Origin of the sequence: Chthonobacter rhizosphaerae (assembly GCF_013839525.1) — a bacterium.
In the GTDB taxonomy this organism is placed as follows: Bacteria; Pseudomonadota; Alphaproteobacteria; order Rhizobiales; family Pleomorphomonadaceae; genus Chthonobacter; species Chthonobacter rhizosphaerae.
On the sequence record NZ_JACDIS010000003.1, the window covers coordinates 267,313 to 288,588 of the forward strand.

Annotated in this window: 18 protein-coding genes; 10 read left to right on the forward strand and 8 right to left on the reverse strand. The window is 71.9% G+C overall.

Annotated elements, in window-relative coordinates; genetic code table 11:
* Positions 1-50 precede the first annotated feature (50 nt).
* Positions 51-623, reverse strand: a complete 573-nt coding sequence (gene rsmD, locus HND91_RS07475) for a 16S rRNA (guanine(966)-N(2))-methyltransferase RsmD (protein WP_246329344.1) — start codon at positions 621-623, stop codon at positions 51-53.
* Positions 604-2,577 (reverse strand): pseudouridine synthase, encoded by a 1,974-nt coding sequence (locus HND91_RS22635; protein WP_246329345.1) that lies wholly within the window; start codon positions 2,575-2,577, stop codon positions 604-606. The genes rsmD and HND91_RS22635 overlap by 20 nt, the downstream gene beginning before the upstream one ends.
* Positions 2,578-2,703: 126 nt before the next feature.
* Here HND91_RS22635 and HND91_RS07485 point away from each other — a divergent pair, with 126 nt between their 5' ends.
* On the forward strand, positions 2,704-3,132 hold the full coding sequence (locus HND91_RS07485) for a nucleoside deaminase (protein ID WP_181706078.1): 429 nt from the start codon (positions 2,704-2,706) through the stop codon (positions 3,130-3,132).
* Positions 3,133-3,142: 10 nt separating this feature from the next.
* On the opposite strand, the gene HND91_RS07490 is transcribed toward HND91_RS07485, so the two are convergent.
* Positions 3,143-4,021 (reverse strand): patatin-like phospholipase family protein, encoded by an 879-nt coding sequence (locus HND91_RS07490; RefSeq protein WP_181705925.1) that lies wholly within the window; start codon positions 4,019-4,021, stop codon positions 3,143-3,145.
* 406 nt (positions 4,022-4,427) lie between these two features.
* On the reverse strand, positions 4,428-5,696 hold the full coding sequence (gene purD, locus HND91_RS07495) for a phosphoribosylamine--glycine ligase (protein WP_181705926.1): 1,269 nt from the start codon (positions 5,694-5,696) through the stop codon (positions 4,428-4,430).
* A 420-nt stretch (positions 5,697-6,116) separates the two neighbouring features.
* On the opposite strand from purD, the gene ubiA reads away from it, so the two are divergent.
* The gene (gene ubiA, locus HND91_RS07500; protein WP_181706079.1) at positions 6,117-7,055 is read left to right on the forward strand and encodes a 4-hydroxybenzoate octaprenyltransferase; all 939 of its coding nucleotides are present in this window, start codon (positions 6,117-6,119) and stop codon (positions 7,053-7,055) included.
* Between the two features lie 83 nt (positions 7,056-7,138).
* Here ubiA and HND91_RS07505 read toward each other — a convergent pair whose 3' ends face one another.
* Positions 7,139-7,702, reverse strand: coding sequence for a DUF6101 family protein (locus HND91_RS07505; protein ID WP_181705927.1), 564 nt, complete (start codon positions 7,700-7,702; stop codon positions 7,139-7,141).
* 353 nt (positions 7,703-8,055) lie between these two features.
* On the opposite strand from HND91_RS07505, the gene HND91_RS07510 reads away from it, so the two are divergent.
* The 3 genes from HND91_RS07510 to HND91_RS07520 all read left to right on the forward strand — a co-directional run bounded on the left by HND91_RS07510 (position 8,056) and on the right by HND91_RS07520 (position 10,633).
* Positions 8,056-9,399: a TldD/PmbA family protein gene (locus tag HND91_RS07510; RefSeq protein WP_181705928.1), complete on the forward strand. Its 1,344-nt coding sequence runs from the start codon at positions 8,056-8,058 to the stop codon at positions 9,397-9,399.
* On the forward strand, positions 9,386-10,201 hold the full coding sequence (locus tag HND91_RS07515) for a 3'(2'),5'-bisphosphate nucleotidase CysQ (RefSeq protein ID WP_181705929.1): 816 nt from the start codon (positions 9,386-9,388) through the stop codon (positions 10,199-10,201). Before HND91_RS07510 ends, HND91_RS07515 begins: the two co-directional genes overlap by 14 nt.
* A gap of 207 nt (positions 10,202-10,408) precedes the next feature.
* The gene (locus HND91_RS07520; protein WP_181705930.1) at positions 10,409-10,633 is read left to right on the forward strand and encodes a DUF4170 domain-containing protein; all 225 of its coding nucleotides are present in this window, start codon (positions 10,409-10,411) and stop codon (positions 10,631-10,633) included.
* 69 nt (positions 10,634-10,702) lie between these two features.
* Here HND91_RS07520 and mutL read toward each other — a convergent pair whose 3' ends face one another.
* The gene (gene mutL / locus HND91_RS07525; RefSeq protein ID WP_181705931.1) at positions 10,703-12,589 is read right to left on the reverse strand and encodes a DNA mismatch repair endonuclease MutL; all 1,887 of its coding nucleotides are present in this window, start codon (positions 12,587-12,589) and stop codon (positions 10,703-10,705) included.
* Positions 12,590-12,848: 259 nt separating this feature from the next.
* On the opposite strand from mutL, the gene HND91_RS07530 reads away from it, so the two are divergent.
* Positions 12,849-13,715 (forward strand): TIGR01459 family HAD-type hydrolase, encoded by an 867-nt coding sequence (locus tag HND91_RS07530; protein WP_181705932.1) that lies wholly within the window; start codon positions 12,849-12,851, stop codon positions 13,713-13,715.
* 563 nt (positions 13,716-14,278) lie between these two features.
* On the opposite strand, the gene HND91_RS07535 is transcribed toward HND91_RS07530, so the two are convergent.
* Both HND91_RS07535 and HND91_RS07540 read right to left on the reverse strand, forming a co-directional pair.
* The gene (locus HND91_RS07535) at positions 14,279-14,914 is read right to left on the reverse strand and encodes a protein phosphatase CheZ (protein WP_181705933.1); all 636 of its coding nucleotides are present in this window, start codon (positions 14,912-14,914) and stop codon (positions 14,279-14,281) included.
* Positions 14,915-15,022: 108 nt separating this feature from the next.
* Positions 15,023-15,406 (reverse strand): response regulator, encoded by a 384-nt coding sequence (locus HND91_RS07540; protein ID WP_181705934.1) that lies wholly within the window; start codon positions 15,404-15,406, stop codon positions 15,023-15,025.
* A 294-nt stretch (positions 15,407-15,700) separates the two neighbouring features.
* Here HND91_RS07540 and HND91_RS07545 point away from each other — a divergent pair, with 294 nt between their 5' ends.
* From HND91_RS07545 to lspA, 4 genes are all read left to right on the forward strand, one after another.
* On the forward strand, positions 15,701-16,165 hold the full coding sequence (locus tag HND91_RS07545; protein ID WP_181705935.1) for a MaoC family dehydratase: 465 nt from the start codon (positions 15,701-15,703) through the stop codon (positions 16,163-16,165).
* A gap of 106 nt (positions 16,166-16,271) precedes the next feature.
* Complete coding sequence (locus tag HND91_RS07550) at positions 16,272-17,270, forward strand: bifunctional riboflavin kinase/FAD synthetase (protein WP_181705936.1); 999 nt, start codon at positions 16,272-16,274, stop codon at positions 17,268-17,270.
* 347 nt (positions 17,271-17,617) lie between these two features.
* The gene (ileS, locus tag HND91_RS07555) at positions 17,618-20,626 is read left to right on the forward strand and encodes an isoleucine--tRNA ligase (RefSeq protein WP_181705937.1); all 3,009 of its coding nucleotides are present in this window, start codon (positions 17,618-17,620) and stop codon (positions 20,624-20,626) included.
* The gene (gene lspA, locus HND91_RS07560; RefSeq protein ID WP_181705938.1) at positions 20,623-21,141 is read left to right on the forward strand and encodes a signal peptidase II; all 519 of its coding nucleotides are present in this window, start codon (positions 20,623-20,625) and stop codon (positions 21,139-21,141) included. The genes ileS and lspA overlap by 4 nt, the downstream gene beginning before the upstream one ends.
* Positions 21,142-21,276 lie beyond the last annotated feature (135 nt).

Sequence of the window (21,276 nt, forward strand, 5' to 3'; positions counted from 1 at the left end):
GGTCGGAGGCCGGCGCGGGCGGCGGACCTGGTCGGAGGCCGGCGCGGGGGTCAGACCGGGCCGGCGGCGAGGCGGGCGAACTCCACCCGCGTCTCGCCATACTCGCGCCGGTCCACCGGCTCGAACCGGTCCGGCCAGGCGATCCCGGCCTTGGCGCTCTCCTCCACGACGGCGAGGGCGCCCGGCGCCAGCCAGCCGCCGGCGACGAGGCTCGCCAGCGCGCGCTCGGCGAGGCCCTTGCCGTAGGGCGGATCCAGGAAGGCGAGCGTGTAGGGTTCCGCCGGGCCGATCGAGCCCATGCCGGTGGCGTCGCGCCGGAAGATGCGCGTGGACCCCATCAGCCCGAGCGCCTCCTGGTTCTGCCGGATGATGCCGCGCGCCTCGGCCGCCTCCTCCACGAACAGGCACGTCTTCGCGCCCCGGCTCATGGCCTCGAAGCCGAGGGCGCCGGTGCCGGCGAAGAGGTCGATCACCCGCGCGTCGTCCAGCACCCGGTCATGGCCGTGCTCCAGGATGTTGAAGAGGCTTTCGCGCAGCCGGTCGGAGGTCGGCCGGATGGCGAGCGAGCCGGCCGGCGGGCCGGCGAGCGCCGTGCCCCGGAACCTACCGCCGACGATCCGCATCGCGCCCCCTCGGCTTGCCGCCGCCCGGTCCGTCTCGCGGCGGGCCACTCGAGCCACCGCGCGGCGGGCCACTCGAGCCACCGCGCGGCGGGCCGCCGGAGCCGCCTCGCGGCGGGCCGCCGTGGCCCTCGGGCCCGCGCTTGCCATGGCCTGCTCTGCCGCCCCGTTCGTCGTCGCGCCTCGCCTCGGGTCGAGCCCCGGCGGCGGGCCGGGGCCCGCGCGGCCGGGCGTCCTCGCCCCGATCGGGTCCGCGACCGCCCTTCGGCCGCTCGCCCCTGCCCGCGCCTGCGCCACGGCCGGCGGGGCCGCCGCGCTCGTCGCCGGCCGAATGCCGGCCGCCGTCGCCCCGGTCGAGACGGGTGTCGGGGCGCGGCTTGTCGGCGCGGGGCTTTTCGGGGTGCGGCCTGTCGGCCCGGGGTGGCCGCTCCGCCCTGGCCTGGCCCGGCATGGGCGATCCGGCGCGCTTTTCCCGCGCGAGGCGGATCTTCTGCGCCCGCCGGGACTCCGGCTCCTCCGCCGGCGGCTGGCTCCGGGCGTTCGTCCGGCCGGTGGGCCGGCCCTGCGGCCCGGCGCTTCGGCCCGGCGGCCGGGCGCTCCGGTCGAAGCCGTCCGCGCCGCGATCCGGCCGGCCGCGCGGCGCGGCGTCGTCGAGGTCCCGCTCCCGCCGGGGCCGGACCTCGGCGGTGAAGCCCGCCTCGGCGCGGCGGCGGCCCCGGAGGTCGCCGCGGGTCGCCTGGCGCACCTCGGTTACTTCGCGCTCGCGCCGCTCCGCCCCGGCCTTGGCCGAGAGGGTGACGCGCGAGCGTCCGCGCCGGCCCGGGGCAGCGTCCTCGGCGTGCTCGATGTCCGCCTCGTGGCGGCGGCGCGCCGCCCGGGCGTCCGGCTGGCGCCCGCTCTCGGCCCGCGCGCGGCCCGGCCGCCCCTCGGAACGCGCCTCCCCGGCGCGCGGGTCGGGGCGGGCCTGTTCCGGCCGTGCCCGCTCGTCGCGCCCCCGCGCCGGGCGGCCCCGGTCGGCGTCGTCCCGCCGCCCGCGCTCGTCCCGGACGGCGGGCGCCGCGTCCTGGCGGACGCGCCGGCCCGGCGAGCTGCGGGTCGGCATCGGCTCCTCGTCCATCTCCGCCTCGCGCGAGCGGCGGACCGGCATCTGCGGCAGCCGGTCCTCCTCGCGGGCGCTGAAATCGGCGCCGGACTGGGCGACGAGCGTGGGGCCGAGCTGGTCCTTCAGCACCTTGCGGGGCACCTCCTCGACACTGCCGTCCGGCAGGTCGCCCAGTTGAAAGGGCCCGAACGACACCCGGATCAGGCGCGTCACGTCGAGCCCCAGATGACCGAGGATGTTCTTCACCTCCCGGTTCTTGCCTTCCCGCAGGCCCATGGTGAGCCAGGCGTTGTCGCCCTTGCGGCTGTCGAGCGTCGCCTCCACGGCGCCGTAGAGGATGCCGTCGATGGCGACGCCGTCGCGCAGCTTGTCGAGCTCCTCCTGCTTGATGTCGCCGTGGACGCGCACCCGGTAGCGCCGCAGCCAGCCGGTGGCGGGCAGTTCCAGCACGCGGGCGAGACCGCCGTCGTTGGTGAGGAGAAGGAGGCCCTCGGTGTTGATGTCGAGCCGGCCGACGGTCATCACCCGGGGCAGGTCCGGCGGCAGCAGGTCGAACACGGTCGGCCGCCCTTCCGGATCGCGGGTGGTGGTGACGCAGCCGCGCGGCTTGTGGAACAGCCACAGGCGCGTGCGGTCGGCGGAGGGCAGCGGCAGGCCGTCCACCAGCACCACGTCGTCGGGGCCGACGGTGACGGCGGGGGTCGCCAGCGTCTTGCCGTTGAGGCTGACGCGGCCGTCCTCGATCCAGGCTTCCGCCTCGCGGCGCGAGCAGAGACCGGCGCGGGCGATCACCTTGGCGATTCGCTCCGGTGCGCTCTTCGGCGCGGCGGGGGTTGAGGTCTTGGGTGTCTTCATGGCAGGCGTGAATAGCAGGGAAACCGCCGGCAAGGAACGAGGATCGTGAGTTCGGACCACCACCCGCCGGCGGCCGGCCCGGCCGCCTCCGCGACGGCCTCCACCGGCGGCCCGGCCGCCTCCTTCATGGACGTCGCCCTCGGCGAGGCCCGCGCCGCCGCCGCCCGGGGCGAGGTGCCGGTCGGCGCGGTGGTGGTGAGGGACGGCGCCGTGGTCGCCGCCGCCGGCAACCGCACCCTGGAGGACCGCGACCCGACCGCCCACGCGGAGGTGCTCGCCATCCGGGCCGCCGCGGCCCGGCTCGGCTCCGAGCGGCTGGTCGGCTGCGACCTCTACGTGACCCTGGAGCCGTGCCCCATGTGCGCGGGCGCGATCTCGTTCGCCCGCATCCGCCGGCTCTACTACGGGGCCGCCGACGAGAAGGGCGGCGCGGTGGACCACGGCGTGCGGCTCTTCGCGAGCCCCACGTGCCACCACGCGCCGGAGGTCTACGCCGGCCTCGCCGAGACCGACGCGGCCGCCCTCCTCAAGGATTTCTTCCGGCGGCGTCGATGACGCCGACCGCTCAGGGGCTTCTTCCGGCGGCGTCGATGACGCCGGCCGCGGCGCGCCCCTCCAGGAGCGCCGCGACCTTGCGCTTCACCTCGTCCTTCACGGCCTGGGTGGACTTCAGGATCGCCATGGCCTTCAGGAAGTCCATCACCCGGAAGAGGTCCACCGCCGGCTTGATCAGGATGTCCGGGGTGCGGGATTTCAGCTTCTCGGCGGTCACCGTCTGCATCAGGATCTGGCTCGCCCCGAAGATGCTCTCCGTCGCGTTCGGGATCGGCCGGTTGGCCGGACGCACCGGCATGCCCACCACGTCGACGGCGATCACCACGTCCACGTCCTCCGGCAGGCGGTCGAACGGCAGGGGATTCACCACGCCGCCGTCGATCAGCACGCGCCCGTCGATCTCGACGGGCCGGAACAGGATCGGGATGGCGATCGAGGCCGCGATGGCCGGCCGAAGCGGGCCGGAGGCGAGCGCCACCTCCTGGCAGCCGTAGAAATCGGCGGCCATGACGCAGAACCGGGTGGTCAGGGCGTCGAACCGGTCCGGCACGGCGGCGGGCAGGAAGAGCTCGATGGTCTTCTCCGCGTCGAACTGGACGAGGCCACCGCCGAAGAGGTCCGCGAAGGTCTTCGGCCGCAACTGCCACACCTTGCCCCACACGTCCGCCTGCTTGGCGAAGGTGGCCTGCACGACTTCGCGCACCTCCGCACCGGTCATGCCGGCCGCGTAGCCGGCGCCGACGATGGCGCCGATGGACGTGCCGGTGATCGCCGACGGCCTGAGGCCCATCTCGTCCAGGGCCTCCAGCACGTGCACATGCGCAAGCCCCCTGGCTCCGCCGCCGCCGAGAGCGAGGCCGATGCGTGGGGTGGCGGGACTATCGGGCATTGCGGGCATCCGGGGGCGAGGGGCGCCGATGGACTATAGCGGACTTGCGGCGGAGACGAGGCGGGGTGACGGGCCGGATTTGTGGTGGGCGACAGGCCTCAGGCTTGCGCGCCGCCTGTTCCCCAAGGCGTCACTCCGGCGGAAGCCGGAGCCCAACCGCAGGGCGGATCATCCGCGACGTCGCGGGTGGCGGGGGCGACGGTTGGATCCCGGCTTTCGCCGGGATGACGGCTGTGGCAATGGCCGAGGCTGGTGGCTGAGGGGCAATGGCCGAGGCCGATCGCGGAGGATCGGGCCGGATTTGTGGTGGGCGACAGGACTCTTGTCGTGGGCGCCTGGACTCAGGCTTGCGCGCTGGCTGTTCCCCAGGGCGTCGCTCTACCCCCCCCCCCGAACCGGCCTTCCGTTATCCCCGCGTCACCGCCCGCCAGCCGATGTCGCGGCGGCAGAAGCCGTCCGGCCAGCGGATCCGGTCCACCGCCGCGTAGGCCTTCGCCTGCGCCTCGGCGACGTCGGCGCCGGTGGCGGTGACGGCCAGCACGCGGCCGCCGTTCGCCACGACGCGGCCGTCCCTCATCGCCGTGCCGGCGTGGTAGACCGTGGCGCCCAGCGCCTCCGCGTCCGCGATGCCCTCGATGGTCGAGCCCTTGGCATAGGCTCCCGGATAGCCCTTCGCGGCCATCACCACGGTCAGGGCGGTCTCGTCGGAGAAGCCGACCGCCACGTCCTTCAGCCGCCCCTCGGTGGCCGCGAGGGCGAGTTCCAGGAGGTCGGTGGTCATGCGCGGCAGCATGACCTCCGTCTCCGGATCGCCGAAGCGCGTGTTGTACTCGATCAGTTTCGGTCCTTCGGCGGTGATCATCAGGCCGGCGAACAGGATGCCGGTGAAGGGCGTGCCGCGCCGGGCCATGGCGGCCACCGTGGGGCGCACGATCTCGGCCATGATGCGCTCGGCCATGGCGGCGTCCACGATCGGGGCGGGCGAATAGGCTCCCATGCCGCCGGTGTTCGGGCCGGTGTCGCCGTCGCCCACGCGCTTGTGGTCCTGGGCGGCGGTGAGCGGCTTCACGGTCTCGCCGTCCGCGACGGCGAAGAAGCTCGCCTCCTCGCCGACCAGCATCTCCTCCACGACCACTTCGGCGCCCGCGGCCCCGAACGCGCCCGTGAAGCAGGCGTCGACGGCGGCGAGCGCCTCCTCGACGGTCTCGGCGACGACCACGCCCTTGCCGGCGGCGAGCCCGTCCGCCTTCACGACGATCGGCGCGCCGTGCTCGATCACATAGGCGCGCGCGGCGGAGGCTTCGGTGAAGCGGCCGTAGGCGGCCGTCGGGATGAAGGCCTCGCGGCAGAGGTCCTTCGTGTAGCCCTTGGAGCCTTCCAGCTGCGCCGCCGCCCGGGACGGCCCGAACGCCTTGACGCCGGCGGCCTTGAGGTCGTCGACGAGGCCGGCGACGAGCGGCGCCTCCGGCCCGATGAAGACGAGGTCGACGGCCTCGCGCCGGCAGAAGTCGATCACCGCCGGGTGGTCGGCCGGATCGAGGGCCGCGATCTCGGCCAGCGACCCGATGCCGGCGTTGCCGGGCGCCGCGGTGAGCCGGGTGAGGAGCGGCGAGGCCTTCAGCTTGGCCGCGATCGCATGTTCGCGGCCGCCGGAGCCGATCAGGAGCACGTGCATCGCCAGGACCCTTCCACCCCAATTCCAGAGCCGCGCGCCTACCACGCCCCGGCCCGTCCGCCAAGGGGGACGGGCGGGTGTGGTGGGGGACGTCGCGCGCGCGGCGGTTGCTCCGGCGCTCGGCGCGGGAACGGGAACCGCTGACGTGTTCGCCCGTGCGCTGGAATGCGTGGGTGGTCGGCCTGCGCCGACCATGACGCGTGGGGGGAACCGGGGCCGGTGCAAATGGGGGACGTTGCGCGTTCCACGGTCGCTCCGGCCGTCGACGTGCGGTCGCGCTCCATGGTCGCTCCGGCGATCGGCGTCCGGTCGCGCTCCATGGTCGCTCCGGCGATCGGCGCGGGGACGGAGTTCGGGCCGGACGGCCCGGCCGGATCAGCCCCCCTCGCCTCCAGCGCCCGAACCGGCTACATCCTCCCCATGACCGAACGCCCCGACCTCGCCATTCCGGACGCCCGACGCGGCAATTGGGTGGAGACCATCGCGCCGGCCTGGTTCCGGCCCTATGCCCAGCTGGCGCGGCTCGACCGGCCGATCGGCTGGTGGCTGCTGCTGTGGCCGTGCTGGTGGTCGCTGGCGCTCGCCACGGGGGCGGCGGGGGAGCCGGTGCCGAACGTCTGGCACGGCGTCCTGTTCTTCGTGGGCGCGGTGGTGATGCGCGGCGCGGGGTGCACCTACAACGACATCGTGGACCGGGACATCGACGCCAAGGTCGCCCGCACCCGCGCCCGGCCGATTCCGGCCGGCCGGGTGAGCGCCAAGCAGGCGACGGCCTTCATGATCCTCCTGTCGCTGATCGGCTTCCTGGTGCTCGTGCAGTTCAACCTCTACTCCATCCTGCTCGGGATGGGGTCGCTCGCGGTGGTCGCCGTCTATCCGTTCATGAAGCGCGTCACCGGCTACCCGCAGATCGTGCTGGGGCTCGCCTTCTCGTGGGGGGCGCTCATGGGCTGGTCGGTCACGTTCGGCGGCCTCGCGGCGCCGGCGCTGCTGCTCTACGGGGCGGCGGTGATCTGGACGGTCGGCTACGACACCATCTATGCCCACCAGGACCGGGAGGACGACGCCCTCATCGGCCTCGGCTCCACGGCGCGCAGCTTCGGGGCGGCGACGCCGGCGTGGCTCACCGGCCTCTACGGGGCGACGGTTCTCCTGGTGCTGATGGCGCTGGCGACGGCGGGATCGGGCGTGTTCGCCTATGCGGGCGCGGCCGCCTTCGGGGCGCATCTCGCCTGGCAGGTCGCCCGCTTCGACATGGCCGACGGCGACCGCTGCCTCATGCTCTTCAAGAGCAACCGGGAGGCCGGGCTCCTGCTCTTCGTCGGCCTCGTGGCCGACGCCGCCATCCGGTCGCTCTGAGCGGCGGCGGATGTCGCTTTGCGGATCACTCCGGCGCGACGAACCCGCCGGCTTTCAATCGGGCGCGACGATCTCGCCGGCTTTCACTCGGGCGCGATGATCTCGCGGAGGCCGCGCAGGACCGGCAGCGGCCCCTTGGCGCCGGTCTTGCGGCGGACGAGGAAGCGTGGCCGCCGGTTGCGGAACTGGTTGATGCGCCGGCGCGGCAGCGGCCGGTCCATCGGGATGGCGTCCGCGGTGGCGACCGCCGTCGCCAGCCCGTCGAGGCCGACCACCAGCATCGGCATCTTCAGGGCCTTCGCCCAGGCCTGCCAGTCCTCGGCGGCGGCCTCCATGTCGCGAGTGACGAGAAGCGGCAGGGAGAGCGCCGGGTCGCGGTGCATCAGCTCCACGCTCGCCGTCACGCCGAGCGCCCCCTCCGGCACCACCCGGACGGCGACGCCCTCGTAGGCCTCCAGCGGAAGGCTGAGCGTCAGCGGCAGGCCGGACAGGCTGCGCTTCACCACCACGCCGCGGTCGTCCAGATAGACGGACGCGTCCTGGAGCGACGACGCGCCGGCTTCGGTCGGCACCTTGAACCGGGCAGGCAGGGCCTGCGGGTCGATCCTGAGGGTGCGTCCGATCCAAACCGGGCTGAGAGCTGTCATGAGGGTCGCGGCCTTGTTCGTCAGAAACCTGATCCGGGAACGGACCGGCGTCGCAGCCGGCCCGTCCGTTGTCGATCACCACCCTAGGCCGGCCCCACCCCCCTTCGGCTTAACCGACGTGCTTGACATTTCCTTGCAGGCAGAAAGGGTTAGCGAGGCGTGAACCGCCCCTTGCGGGGACGCGCCGTTAACGTCCGGGTCACGGCCGGCCCTTCCCAAACGGCCTTTCGCGTCCCACATCGCAAAACGGGGCCGCCCGTCCGCGGCTCTCCCGTCTTCCGCACCGCAGCGGACCCTTGCCGGGGTCGGCGCGAGGCCGTAAACAACCAACGCCGTCTGACAGGAACCCTCCGATGACCGATCTCGTGGACCTCTCTGCGCTGCAGGCCCAGGCGCAGCGTCTGGTGGAGGCCGCCCGCCGGGCGGGCGCCGATGCCGCCGACGCGGTGGCGATCCGGTCGGTCAACCAGGTGGTGTCCGTGCGGCTCGGCAAGACCGAGAAGGTGGAGCATTCCGAGAACGAGGACTTCGGCCTCAGGGTGTTCGTCGGCAGGCAGAACGCCACCATCTCGGCCACCATGGGGGCGGACGTGGCCGAACTCGCCGAGCGGGCGGTCGCGATGGCGCGCGTCGCCCCGCCGGACGCCTATGCGGGCTTGGCGGATGCGGACCGGCTGATCCATGCCTTCCCGGATCTCGATCTCCTCGACCGCTCGCTGCCCGCCACGGAGGCGCTGGTCGAGCGCGCCGTCGCCACCGAGGACGCCGCCCGCGCGGTCGCCGGCGTCACCAACTCCGGCGGCGCGAACGCCTACTGGAGCCGGGCCGGTGTCGCGCTCGTGACGTCCCACGGCTTCTCCGGGTCCTACGAGACCTCCGGCCACGGCCACAGCGTCTCGGTCATCGCCGGCGAGGGCACCGGCATGGAGCGCGACTGGGAGGCCTCCGGCAAGATCCACCTGGAGGACCTGAAGTCGCCCGAGGAGGTCGGCCGCGTCGCGGGCGAGCGGGCGGTGAAGCGCCTCGATCCGCGCAAGATCGACACCCGCACCGCCACGGTGGTCTACGACCCGCGGGTCTCCACCGGCATCCTCGGCGCCCTGACGGGCGGCATCAACGGCGGCGCCATCGCGCGGAAGACGTCGTTCCTGAAGGACAAGCTCGGCCAGCGCATCATGCCGGCCGGCATCCGCATCACCGACGATCCGACCCGCCGCCGCGGCCCGGGCTCGCGCCCGTTCGACGGCGAGGGCCTCGCGGCCGAGCCCATGGACCTCGTCACCGACGGCGTCCTGCAGACCTGGATCCTCGACAGCGCGTCCGCCCGCGAGCTCGGCCTCGCGTCCAACGGCCGCGCCGCCCGCGGCCTCGGCTCGCCGGGCGCGAGCGCCACCAACGTGCTTCTCCATCCGGGCGAGATGTCGCCGGAGGAACTGATCCGCGGCATCGGCGAGGGCCTCTACGTGACCGACTTCATCGGCCACGGCTCCAACCTCGTCACCGGCGACTATTCGCGCGGCGCCGCCGGCTTCTGGATCGAGAACGGCGAGCTCGCCTATCCGGTGGCGGAGATCACCGTGGCGGGCAATCTCCACGAGATGTTCATGCGCATCGTGCCGGCCAACGACATCGAATACCGCGGCTCGTTCGTCGCCCCCACCCTTGCGATCGAGGGCCTCACCATTGCCGGACGCTGACGCGGCGGCCCGGGCCGCCGACCTTGCCCTCCTGACCGAGGCCGCCGAGGCGGCGGCCGATCTGGCCCTCACCTTCTTCCGCCAGGACCCGCAGGTCTGGCACAAGGAGAACGCCTCGCCGGTGAGCGAGGCGGACTATGCGGTGGACAGCTACCTGAAGGCGACGCTTCGCGCCTCGCGCCCGGACTACGGCTGGCTGTCGGAGGAGACGGAGGACGACCCGGCGCGGCTCGAATGCCGGCGGGTGTTCGTGGTCGACCCGATCGACGGCACGCGCGGCTTCCTCGCCGGATCGGACGAGTGGACCATCTCGCTCGCGGTGGTGGAGGAGGGCCAGCCGGACACCGCCGTGCTGATCCAGCCGACCCGCGGCCGCATCTTCACGGCCACCCGCGACGGCGGCGCCTGGCTCGACGGCCGGCCGCTGGCGCTGGAGCGCCACGTGGGCCTGCACCGCGCCAAGGTGGCCGGCCCGGCGGCGCTCCTGACGCGCCTGCGCCATCAGCTCGGCCCCATGAAGGACGGCGGCTACGTGGCCTCGCTGGCGCTGCGCATCGCCATGGTGGCCGACGGCCGGCTGGACCTCGCGCTCGCCAAGGCGCAGGCGCACGACTGGGACATCGCGGCGGCCGATCTGGTGCTGAGGGAGGCCGGCGGCATTTTGCTCGATATGGGCGGCGGCCCGATCACCTATAACCGGCCGACCCCTCGCCACGGCATCCTGGCCGCGGGGCATCCGCTCCTCGCCGAGGAGGCGGCCGGCCTGATCCGGGACAAGGCGGCGGACGACGGCAGGGCCTGATCCGGGCGGGAGACATGAAACCGGCGCGGCGGGCTGGCACCCGCACGGGCCATGATCGCGGCGCTTCCGGCCGCGGGCCGCCGGATCGGTCGGGCGAAGCGACGGCACGCCGGGGTCGGCGCCGGAAGAGAACAGCTCCCCACGGGGGCGGCAAGGATGACGGCCCCGCCCATGACGGGGCCGATCGGTACAGGAGTGAACGGGGCGATGACGGGACAGAAGCAGCTTCTTCATCTGGTGTTCGGCGGCGAGCTGACCTCGCTCGACGGCGTGGAGTTCTCCAACCTCTCCGCCCTCGACATCGTCGGCATCTTCCCCGACTACGCGAGCGCCTACGCCGCCTGGAAGGAGAAGGCCCAGGCCACCGTCGACCAGGCGCAGGTGCGCTACTTCATCGTCCACCTGCACCGGCTGCTCGAGCCGACCACCTGAGGCGGTCGGGCGTCGTCGGGGACGGGCGTTCGAGGGCGGGTGCTCGGGGACGGGCGCGCCCTCCCCCGCTCAGCGGCGGCCGAACAGGCGCTCGATGTCGGCGAGCTTCAGCTCCACGAAGGCGGGGCGGCCGTGGTTGCACTGGCCGGCGGCGGGGGTGGCCTCCATCTCGCGCAGGAGCGCGTCCATCTCCTCCGGGCGCAAGCGCCGGCCGGCGCGGACGGAGCCGTGGCAGGCCATGGTGGCGGCCACGTGGTCGAGACGCTCCTTCAGGCGCGTCGCCTGATCCCACTCGGCGATCTCGTCGGCGATGTCGCGGACGAGGGCGGAGGCGTCCACGGTGCCGAGAAGGGCCGGCACCTCGCGCACCGCGACGGCCCCGGGGCCGAACCCTTCCACCACGAGGCCGAGCTCGGCGAGCTCGCCGGCGCGGGCGAGGAGCCGGTCGGCGTCCTCCTCGGGCATGTCGACGATGTCCGGGATGAGGAGCATCTGCGTCGTCACGCGGCCGGCGAGCTGGGCCTTGAGGCGCTCGTAGACGAGGCGCTCGTGGGCGGCATGCTGGTCCACGATGACGAGGCCGTCGGCGGTCTGGGCGACGATGTATGTCTCGTGGATCTGGGCCCGCGCGGCCCCGAGCGGCCGGGCGACCGCCTCCGGGGCGGGCTCGGCCAGGCCGGCGCGGGCGTCGGCGCCGACGCTTTCGCGGACGGCGTCGAAGGACGACTGGACCGGCGCCGTCTCCGCGGCGGGCGGCGCGTAGGGCGGCTGGGCGGGCACCTCGAAGCCGCCGGGCAGCACGTCGTCGAGCGGGCGGAGCGGCGCCGTGCGCCAGTCGAACGCCATGGGGCGCGCGCCGTAGGACGACGAGCCGCCGCCGGACGAGCGGCGCAGGGGCGCGTTCGCGCCGGCCGAGAGCGCCAGGGTCTGGAGCGTCGCGGCGCCATGGGTGGAGGCGGCGCGGGCGCCCGCGGCGGCGAGGGCGTGGCGGAGCGCGCCGACCACGAGGCCGCGCACGAGGCCGGGATCGCGGAACCGCACGTCCGCCTTGGTGGGATGGACGTTGACGTCCACCTCGTGCGGGTCAAGGTCCACGTAGAGGGCGACGGCCGGGAAGCGGTCGCGCGCCATCACGTCGGCGTAGCCCGCGCGGATCGCCCCCATGAGGAGCTTATCGCGCACCGGCCGGCCGTTGACGAAGAGGAACTGCGAGAGCGCGTTGGCCTTCTGATAGGTGCCGAGCCCGGCGAGGCCGGTGAGGCGCACGCCCTCCCGGTCGGCCACGATCGGGACGGCGTTGCCGACAAACTCGTCGCCCATCACCTGGGCGATGCGCGCCTCGGTCTCGCCCTCGCGCACGGCGGGCAGGTCCAGGGAGGACCGGTCGGACCCGGACAGCTGGAAGCGGACGGCCGGATGGGCGAGCGCCAGGCGCTTGACGATCTCGGTGACGGCGCCCGCCTCCGCCCGGTCGGTCTTCAGGAACTTCAGCCGCGCCGGGGTGGCGAAGAAGAGGTTGCGGACCTCGATCCGCGTGCCCCTGGTGAGGCCCACCGGGCGGGGCTCGGACTTCTCGCCGCCGGAGACGGTGAGCGACCAGCCGTGAGCCTCGCTCTCGTGCCGGGTCTCGATGGCGAGTTCGGCGACCGAGCCGATGGACGGCAGCGCCTCGCCCCGGAAGCCGAGGGTGCGGATGTCGAGAAGGTCGTCCTCCTGGAGCTTGGAGGTGCAGTGGCGTTCCACGGCGAGGGTGAGGTCGTCGCGGGTCATGCCGGCGCCGTCGTCGGTGACGCGCACGAGCGTCTTGCCGCCGCCGGCGGTGACCACCTCGACCCGGGATGCGCCGGCGTCGATGGCGTTCTCCACCAGTTCCTTGACGACGCTCGCCGGGCGCTCGACCACCTCGCCGGCGGCGATGCGGTTGACGGTGGTCTCGGACAACTGACGGACAGGCATGGGGATCGGGCCACGAGGGAACAGGGACAGACCATCGCGGATTCGGCGGCGGAGCGAAACCCCGTCGGCGTTCCGCGAGCTCGAACCTTCTCCGACCAGGTCGAACGACCCGGTCGCCGGGAGACTGCTCCGGGATTCCGATCCGGAGCGATCTCCTGTCTATCCGACGATTCCGTCAGGTCGGAAAGCGCTCGAGAGATCCCGTCCCGACCCGGTCCTGTCTTGACCTGGTCATGGTCCGTGTCTACTGCGTCGTGCCATGCAAACCGTCCCCTTCGTCCCCGGCCTGTCGGCCCTCGCCCCCCGCTTCGACGGGATCATCTGCGACGTGTGGGGCGTGCTCCACAACGGCGTGATCGGCTACACGGCCGCCGGCGAAGCGCTGCGGCGCTATCGGCAGGAGACCGGGAACCGGGTGGTTCTCCTCACCAACGCGCCCCGGCCGGCGGCGGAGATCGAGGTCATCCTCGACCGGTTCTCGATCCCGCGCGACGCCTATGACGCCATCGTCACCTCCGGCGACGTGTGCCGGACGCTGCTGGCGGAGGGCGACGCCCGGCGGGCCTATCACCTGGGCCCGGACCGGGACCTGCCGCTGTTCGCCGGCCTCGACCTCGCGCTGGTGCCGGAGGCGGACGCGGAGATCGTGGTCTGCACCGGCCTCTTCGACGACGACACGGAGACGCCGGAGGACTATCGCGCGTCGCTTTCCCGCATCCTCGCCCGCGGGCTGCCCTTCTACTGCGCCAACCCGGACATCGTGGTGGAGCGCGGCGACCGGCTGATCTATTGCGCCGGCGCCATCGCCCAGCTCTACGCTGAGATGGGCGGCAAGGTAATCATCGTCGGCAAGCCGCACGCGCCCGTCTACGACGTCGCGATCGGCACGCTGATCCGCCTGTCCGGGCGGCCGCTCCCGAAGGAGCGCATCCTCGCCATCGGGGACGCCCTGCCGACGGACGTGAAGGGCGCCTATGGCCAGGGCATCGGCGTGCTGATGGTGACCGCCGGCATCCACGCGGCCGACTTCGGCCCCGCGGACCAGCCGGACCCGGCGCTGGTGGCCAAGCGGCTCGCGATCGAAGGCGTGGCCGTGACCGCCGCGGTGCCGCGCCTCGTCTGGTGAGACCGCCGGGCGGCGACCCGGGATGGGCGGGTCCGGTTCGTCCGGACCAACTGTCCTGGAACGCGCTTCTCCATTGGGCGCGTGAAACCGCTAGCCGTCATGGTCCGGTTCATCCGGACCACCCACGCATGGGAACCGCTCCGGACGGGACAAGGCATGGGTGGTCCGCCTGCGCGGACCATGACGGTGGAGGGCGCGGGTGGTGGGGGAGCGTCATGGCTGGCCGAGCGTCGTGGCCGGCGAGCGCCCGAAGCAACTTGCCGTGGAGCAGATCTGGCCTGGAACGCGCGTCTACATCGGGCGCACGAAACCGCTAGCCGTCATGGTCCGGTTCATCCGGACCACCCACGCGTTGGAACCGCTCCGGCCGGGACAAGGCATGGGTGGTCCGCCTGCGCGGACCATGACGGTGGAGGGCGCGGGTAGTGGGGGAGCGTCATGGCTGGCCGAGCGCCGCGGCCGGCGAGCGTCGCGGTCGGCCGAGCTTCGTGGCCGGCCGAGCTTCGTGGCCGGCCGAGCTTCGTGGCCGGCCGAGCGTCGTGGCCGGCCTAGCGTCGCCGCGGTCAGAAGTAGGCGTCGATGTCGGTCTGGGTGACGCCTTCGCCGGAGAGTTGGGGGCCGTGGAGGATGAGTTCGCGCTGGCGGCGCTCCTCCGGCGTCTCCTCGCGGGGCGCGTCGGTGATCTGCATGATCTTGAGGCGCTCCACCAGCGTGGTGATGCGGCTTTCCAGATGGCCGAGGGTGCGGACCACCTTGGAGATGCGCTGGCCGGTGATGTCCTGGAAGGAGCAGGCCTCGAAGATCTCGACGATCCGGTCGTTCACGGTCTGCTGGTAGCCGTCCGCGTCGGCCGGGACCGCCGACATGATCGCCTCGGCGGCGGTCATGATGGTGTTGGTGGCGGCCTCGGTCGCCTCCACGATGGCGTCGAGTTCGAGCCCGGCCTCCGGAATGCGCTGGTGGCGCATGTCCGCGAGCTGGAGTTCGGACAGCTCGCGCTTCATCGCCGAGATCTCCTCGGCCATGGCGCCGAGCTCCCGGTAGATGGCCACGTCGAAGGTCTTGAAATAGGACTGGAGGGACTGAGCCATCAGTTCCGCCAAGCCCATCACGTCTTCGAGCGACACGTCGTCGGCCTTGCGGCCGTTGCGCAGGAAGTCGATGACCTTGCCGACGTGCTGGGTATCAAATGATTGCATGCGGGTATGCTTTCGATGCGCCGGTCGGCCGCGCCGACCGGTTGCTGTCGCCCTCTCGTCTCGGACGGGCAATGCGGCCGACGCACCGTCCGCCTTGAAGACGGTGCTTCAATCGCCGAACACGGCCTCGATCTTGCCCTTCAGCGTCTGCGCGTTGAACGGCTTCACGATGTAGTTGTTGACGCCCGCCTTCTTGGCGGCGATCACGTTTTCCGTCTTGGATTCGGCCGTGACCATGATGAAGGGCGTCTTGGCAAGGCCGGTGTCGGCGCGCACCTGCTTCAAGAGCTCGTAGCCGGTCATCGGCTCCATGTTCCAGTCGGAGATCACAAGACCGTACTTGCGTTCGCGCATCTTGCCGAGCGCCTCGGTGCCGTCGGCGGCCTCGTCCACATCCTCGAAGCCGAGCTGCTTCAGGAGGTTGCGGATGATGCGGATCATGGTCTTGTAATCGTCGACCACGAGTACCGGGATCGAAGTGTCCAGAGCCATCGTCTACTCCAAAAACGCCCTGTCGCTCTGAGACGCGACCAAGCCTCTTGAGACGGTTGTCATTTCAGCGGGGGCGACCAGCCGCATGGGGCCTCCCCGCGCTAGAAACGACCTTAGCGGACGGACCTGAAAAGTGAGTTAATCGCCATTCTTCACGATCGAGAAGCGATCTGCGGTTCGACGCCATGCTCCGTCACCGTGTCACATGGACGAAAGGCCTGTTGTCCCGCACAAGGACCTCGGCTTTCTTCTCAGGCGCCAGCCACGAAGAATTTGAGCACGGGAACCTTGCGCATGGCATTCCACGAGATCACCGCCTATTGCTTCGAAGATCTCAAGGTCGGCATGCGGGAGACCTATCTGAAAACAGTCATGGATTCGGATGTGATCGGCTTCGCCCAGATCTCCGGCGACCACAATCCGATCCACCTGTCGGAGCATTTCGCCGCCCAGACCCGGTTCGGCGGGCGCATCGCCCACGGCCTCTACACGGCGAGCCTGATCTCGGCCATCCTCGGCATGCGCCTGCCCGGCCCGGGCGCCGTCTACCTGTCGCAGACGCTGAAGTTCAAGGCGCCCGTGCGCATCGGCGACGTGATCGAGGTGGCGGTGGAAGTGGCCGAGCTGATCGAGAAGGGCGGGCGCTGCAGGCTGACCTGCGAGGCGCGGGTGGACGCCACGCTGGTGTTGGAGGGCGAGGCGATCGTCATGGTGCCGCGACGGTCGGACCTGCCGGCGGGCGCGCTTTTGCCGGGCTGAGGTCTGCGGCGGACGCATGGCTCGGGATCAGGTCGACCCTCGGCGCTTGACCTGACTGGCCTCACCATGCACGGTCCGGCCATGCCTTCGAGCATCCAAGGGTAAGATGACAGGCCCCGCCCGATCCTTTCGCGCCACGTCCTTCGCCGAGCTCGATTCGTCCTTCACCGACGCCCACCTGGCGATCGGGAACTTCGACGGCATGCACCGCGGCCACCAGGCCGTTCTCGACCGGGTGCGCGCCGCCGCCGAGGCGGACGGACGGCCGGCGCTGGTGCTGACCTTCGAGCCGCACCCGCGCGACGTGTTCCGCCCCGACCAGCCGGTGTTCCGCCTGACGAGCCCGTTCGCCAAGGCGCGAATCGCCGAGGCCCTGGGGCTCGACGGACTGGTGACGATCGCCTTCGACCGGGTGTTCGCGTCCACGCCGGCGGACGCCTTCGTGCGCCGGGTGGTGGTGGACGGCGCGCGCGCCCGCAGCGTGGCGGTGGGCTGGAACTTCCACTTCGGCGCCGGCCGCTCCGGCTCGCCGACGCTTCTCGCCGAATCGGGCCTGAAGAACGGGTTCGGCGTGACCGTCGTGGAGCCGTTCCAGGACGAGGGCGGCAAGGTGATCTCGTCGAGCCGGATCCGGGAGGAACTGGAGGCGGGGCGCATCGCCGACGCCGCGGGGCTTCTGGGCTACCGCTGGTTCTTCGAGGCGGAGGTGGTGCACGGGGACAAGCGCGGCCGGACGATCGGCTATCCGACCGCCAACGTGCGCCTGCCCGCGACGGCGAAATTCGCCCACGGCATCTACGCGGTGATGATCGAGATCGACGGGGTGGCGCGCCCGGGCGTGGCGAGTTTCGGCCGGCGGCCGACGTTCGACAACGGCGCCGCGGTGTTCGAGACCCACGTGTTCGACTTCGCGGGCGACCTCTACGGCAAGACCGTGGTGGTGACGCCGGTGAGCTACCTGCGGCCGGAGATGCGCTTCGACAGCGTGGCCGCGCTCGTCGCCCAGATGGACCAGGACAGCGCGGAGGCGCGGGCGGCGCTTTCGGCCCTGACGCCGCTGACCCCGCTGGACCGGGTGCTCCTGACGGAGAGGATGACGGGCTGAGCGGCCGCGCGCGCGCCGCGCCTTTATTTTGGCTCGCAATCCCGGTAGAACTCCGCGTCATGTGGACAGGACGGCCGATCCAGATCGTGATTTCCGCGCCCGGGCGAATTATCCGCCCGGCCCCGACGCGTGCGGCCTGACCGGCCGGCCCGCGGGGTCCGGGTTCGAACCGGCCGGCGCCCGCGGACCGCGGGTCGCCCGTTCGGGCGCCACGGCGCCTCAGGCCTCGTCCGAGTTCGGGCGCCATGCGCCCAAGACGTTTCTCCCGTTCGGGCGCTACGGCGCCCCAGGCTTTCTCCCATTCGGGCGCTATGCGCCCCAGGCGTTTCTCCAAGAGAAGACCAGCCATGACCGACCGCCCCGCTGCCGAAGGCCGCGACTACGCCGACACCCTCTTCCTGCCGAAGACCGACTTCCCGATGCGCGCGGGCCTGCCGCAGAAGGAGCCGCAGCTGATCGCCCGGTGGGACGGGCTCGACCTCTACCGGCGCCTGCGCGAGACCGCGAAGGGCCGCGAAAAGTTCGTGCTGCACGACGGCCCTCCCTATGCCAACGGCAACCTCCACATCGGCCACGCCCTCAACAAGATCCTGAAGGACGTGATCACCCGGTCCATGCAGATGATGGGCAAGGACGCCAACTACGTGCCCGGCTGGGATTGCCACGGCCTGCCGATCGAGTGGAAGGTGGAGGAGCAGTATCGCGCCAAGGGCACCAACGCCCCGAAGGACGAGATCCCCATCAACGACTTCCGCCGCGAGTGCCGGGAGTATGCCGAGCACTGGATCGGCGTGCAGGCGGCCGAGTTCCGCCGGCTCGGCGTCGAGGGCGACTTCAAGAACCCCTACACCACCATGGCATTCGCCTCCGAGGCGGTGATCGCGGCGGAACTCTTGAAGTTCGCCGTGACCGGCCAGCTCTATCGCGGGTCCAAGCCCGTGATGTGGTCGGTGGTGGAGAAGACCGCCCTCGCCGAGGCGGAGGTGGAGTACCAGGACTACCAGTCGGACACGATCTTCGTGCGCTTCCCGGTCACCAAGGTCCGCGGCGTGCCGAAGCTCTATGACGACGCGACGCCCGCCGAGAAGGCGCGCTTCGCCTGGGCCGGCTCGCTCATGGACGCCAGCGTGGTGATCTGGACCACCACGCCCTGGACGATCCCGGGGAACCGGGCGATCAGCTACAGCCACAAGATCGCCTACGGGCTCTACGCGGTGACGGAGGCGCCGGAGGGCAACTGGGCGAAGACGGGCGACGTCTACATCCTGGCCGACGCGCTCGCCGAGGGCGTCATGAAGGCCGCGAAGGTGACCGCCTTCGAGCGCCGGCAGGACGTGACCGCCGAGCACCTGCGCTCCATCGTATGCGCCCATCCGCTGCGCGGGCTCGAGGGCGGTTACACGTTCGACGTGCCGATGCTGGACGGCGAGCACGTGACGGACGACGCCGGCACCGGCTTCGTCCACACGGCGCCGGGGCACGGCCGCGAGGACTTCGAGATCTGGATGGACGAGGCGCGCAACCTCGCCGCCCGGGCGATCGACACGTCCATCCCGTTCACGGTCGACGACGACGGCTTCTTCACCAAGGACGCCCCCGGCCTCACCGGGCGGCGTGTGATCACCGACAAGGGCGAGAAGGGCGACGCCAACCAGGCGGTCATCGAGGCGCTGGCGGGCGCCGGCGCCATGGTGGCGCGCGGCCGGCTGAAGCACCAGTATCCGCACTCGTGGCGGTCCAAGAAGCCGGTGATCTTCCGCAACACGCCCCAGTGGTTCATCCACATGGACCGGGACATCGCCGGCGAGGGCGACACCCTGCGCGACCGGTCGCTGAAGGCGATCGACGTGACGCGCTTCGTGCCGGCGGCGGGGCAGAACCGCCTGCGCTCCATGATCGAGAACCGGCCGGACTGGGTGATGAGCCGCCAGCGCGCCTGGGGCGTGCCGATCGCGGTGTTCCGCAACACCGAGACGGGCGCGCTGATCCCCGGGCCGGACTTCGACCGGAACGACGACTATGTGGCCCGCCTGAAGGCCGCCTTCGAGGCGGAGGGCGCGGACGCCTGGTTCGCCGACGGCGCCAAGGAGCGCTTCCTCGCCGGCTTCGTGGACGACGTCGCCGCGTGGGAACAGGTGCGCGACATCCTGGACGTGTGGTTCGACAGCGGATCCACCCACGCCTTCTGCCTGGAGCAGCGGCCGGACCTGAAGTGGCCGGCGGACCTCTACCTGGAAGGCTCGGACCAGCATCGCGGCTGGTTCCACTCCTCGCTCCTGGAAAGCTGCGGGACGCGCGGGCGCGCGCCCTACGACGCCGTGCTGACCCACGGCTTCGTGCTGGACGAGGAAGGGCGGAAGATGTCCAAGTCGCTCGGCAACACGACCACCCCGCAGGAGGTGATCGAGAAGTCGGGCGCGGACATCCTGCGGCTCTGGGTGGTGTCGACCGACTATTCGGACGACCTCAGGATCGGCAAGAAGATCCTGGACACCAACACGGACGCCTATCGGAAGATCCGCAACACCATCCGCTGGATGCTGGGCACGCTCGCCCACTTCGACGGGACCGAGCCGGCGCTCGCCGACATGCCGGAGCTGGAGCGGCTGATGCTGCACCGGCTGACCGAGCTGGACCGGCTGGTGCGGCAGGCTTATCTCGACTTCGACTTCAAGCGCATCCACGCCCAGCTGATGCACTTCATGACGGTGGAGCTGTCGGCCTTCTACTTCGACGTCCGCAAGGACGCGCTCTACTGCGACCCGGCCTCGAGCGTGCGCCGCAAGGCCTCGCTCTACGTGGTGCACCGGCTGTTCGACAGCCTCGTGAAGTGGCTCGCCCCCATGATGCCCTTCACCATGGAGGAAGCCTGGCTGGACCGGCATCCGTCCGAGACGGCCTCGGTCCACCTGGAGCTCTTCCCCGACATCCCGGCGGCCTGGGCCGACGAGGCGCTGGCGGAGAAGTGGGCCAGGGTGCGCCGGGTGCGCCGGGTGGTGACCGGTGCCCTGGAGGTGGAGCGCGCGGCCAAGCGGATCGGCTCGTCGCTGGAAGCCGCGCCGGTGGTGCACATCACCGACCCCGCCCTGATGGCCGCCCTCGCCGGGCTCGACCTCGCCGAGATCTCGATCACGTCGCAGATCGTGGTGACGGACGCGCCGGCGCCGGACGGGGCGTTCCGGCTCGACGACGTGGCCGACGTGGCGGTGGTGCCGGCCAAGGCGGAGGGCCGCAAGTGCGCCCGCTCGTGGAAGGTGCTGCCGGAGGTGGGCTCGGACCCGGACTATCCGGACCTGACGCCGCGCGACGCCGAGGCGATGCGCGAGTTCGACCGGGCGCGGGCGGCGGCCGAATGAGCGACACGGTGGTGACGGACGCGACCGCGCGGGCGGCCCGGACGGGTTTCGCCGTGGCCCTGGTCGGGCTTCTGCTCGACCAGGCGTCCAAGCTCTGGATCCTCCATGGTACGGACCTGCCGGACGGGGGCGAGATCGCGGTCACGCCATTCCTGGACTTCGTGCTCGTGTGGAACCGGGGCATCTCCTACGGGCTCTTCCAGCAGGAGAGCGTCATCGGCCGCTGGCTGCTCGTCGGCTTCACGGTGGCGGCGGTGATCGCCCTCTCGGTCTGGCTGAGGCGGGCGGACCGGACCTTCACGGCGGTGGCCCTGGGGCTGATCGTCGGCGGGGCGATCGGCAACCTGATCGACCGGGTGGCCTACGGGGCGGTGGTGGACTTCGTCTACATGCACGCCTTCGATTTCAGCTGGTACGTGTTCAATCTGGCGGACGCCTGGATCGTTGCGGGGGTGATCGGCCTCCTGTATGACTCCTTCCGTCCCGATCATGGCGGCGCCGCAAACGGCAGCTAGCCGACGGGCGTGCGCCCGGCGCGGCGCGCGACCGGCGCGCGACCCGCAGGCTGCGGACCACGCGGGGCGGAAGACGACGGACATCCACGCCCGGCCCGGACAGGGCCGGCGGGCGGTCGAGGGCGAACGGAACGC

Excerpts from the sequence above, each read along its gene's own strand:
- HND91_RS07530 (WP_181705932.1), top strand. The coding sequence starts at position 12,849 with ATGCAAACCGTCCCCTTCGTCCCCGGCCTGTCGGCCCTCGCCCCCCGC.
- HND91_RS07505 (WP_181705927.1), bottom strand. The coding sequence starts at position 7,702 with ATGACAGCTCTCAGCCCGGTTTGGATCGGACGCACCCTCAGGATCGAC.
- mutL (WP_181705931.1), bottom strand. The coding sequence starts at position 12,589 with ATGCCTGTCCGTCAGTTGTCCGAGACCACCGTCAACCGCATCGCCGCC.
- purD (WP_181705926.1), bottom strand. The coding sequence starts at position 5,696 with ATGCACGTGCTCCTGATCGGCTCCGGCGGCCGCGAACATGCGATCGCG.
- ileS (WP_181705937.1), top strand. The coding sequence starts at position 17,618 with ATGACCGACCGCCCCGCTGCCGAAGGCCGCGACTACGCCGACACCCTC.
- lspA (WP_181705938.1), top strand. The coding sequence starts at position 20,623 with ATGAGCGACACGGTGGTGACGGACGCGACCGCGCGGGCGGCCCGGACG.
- HND91_RS07485 (WP_181706078.1), top strand. The coding sequence starts at position 2,704 with ATGGACGTCGCCCTCGGCGAGGCCCGCGCCGCCGCCGCCCGGGGCGAG.
- HND91_RS07520 (WP_181705930.1), top strand. The coding sequence starts at position 10,409 with ATGACGGGACAGAAGCAGCTTCTTCATCTGGTGTTCGGCGGCGAGCTG.
- ubiA (WP_181706079.1), top strand. The coding sequence starts at position 6,117 with ATGACCGAACGCCCCGACCTCGCCATTCCGGACGCCCGACGCGGCAAT.
- HND91_RS07545 (WP_181705935.1), top strand. The coding sequence starts at position 15,701 with ATGGCATTCCACGAGATCACCGCCTATTGCTTCGAAGATCTCAAGGTC.
- HND91_RS07535 (WP_181705933.1), bottom strand. The coding sequence starts at position 14,914 with ATGCAATCATTTGATACCCAGCACGTCGGCAAGGTCATCGACTTCCTG.
- HND91_RS07490 (WP_181705925.1), bottom strand. The coding sequence starts at position 4,021 with ATGCCCGATAGTCCCGCCACCCCACGCATCGGCCTCGCTCTCGGCGGC.
- HND91_RS22635 (WP_246329345.1), bottom strand. The coding sequence starts at position 2,577 with ATGAAGACACCCAAGACCTCAACCCCCGCCGCGCCGAAGAGCGCACCG.
- HND91_RS07540 (WP_181705934.1), bottom strand. The coding sequence starts at position 15,406 with ATGGCTCTGGACACTTCGATCCCGGTACTCGTGGTCGACGATTACAAG.
- HND91_RS07550 (WP_181705936.1), top strand. The coding sequence starts at position 16,272 with ATGACAGGCCCCGCCCGATCCTTTCGCGCCACGTCCTTCGCCGAGCTC.
- HND91_RS07510 (WP_181705928.1), top strand. The coding sequence starts at position 8,056 with ATGACCGATCTCGTGGACCTCTCTGCGCTGCAGGCCCAGGCGCAGCGT.
- rsmD (WP_246329344.1), bottom strand. The coding sequence starts at position 623 with ATGCGGATCGTCGGCGGTAGGTTCCGGGGCACGGCGCTCGCCGGCCCG.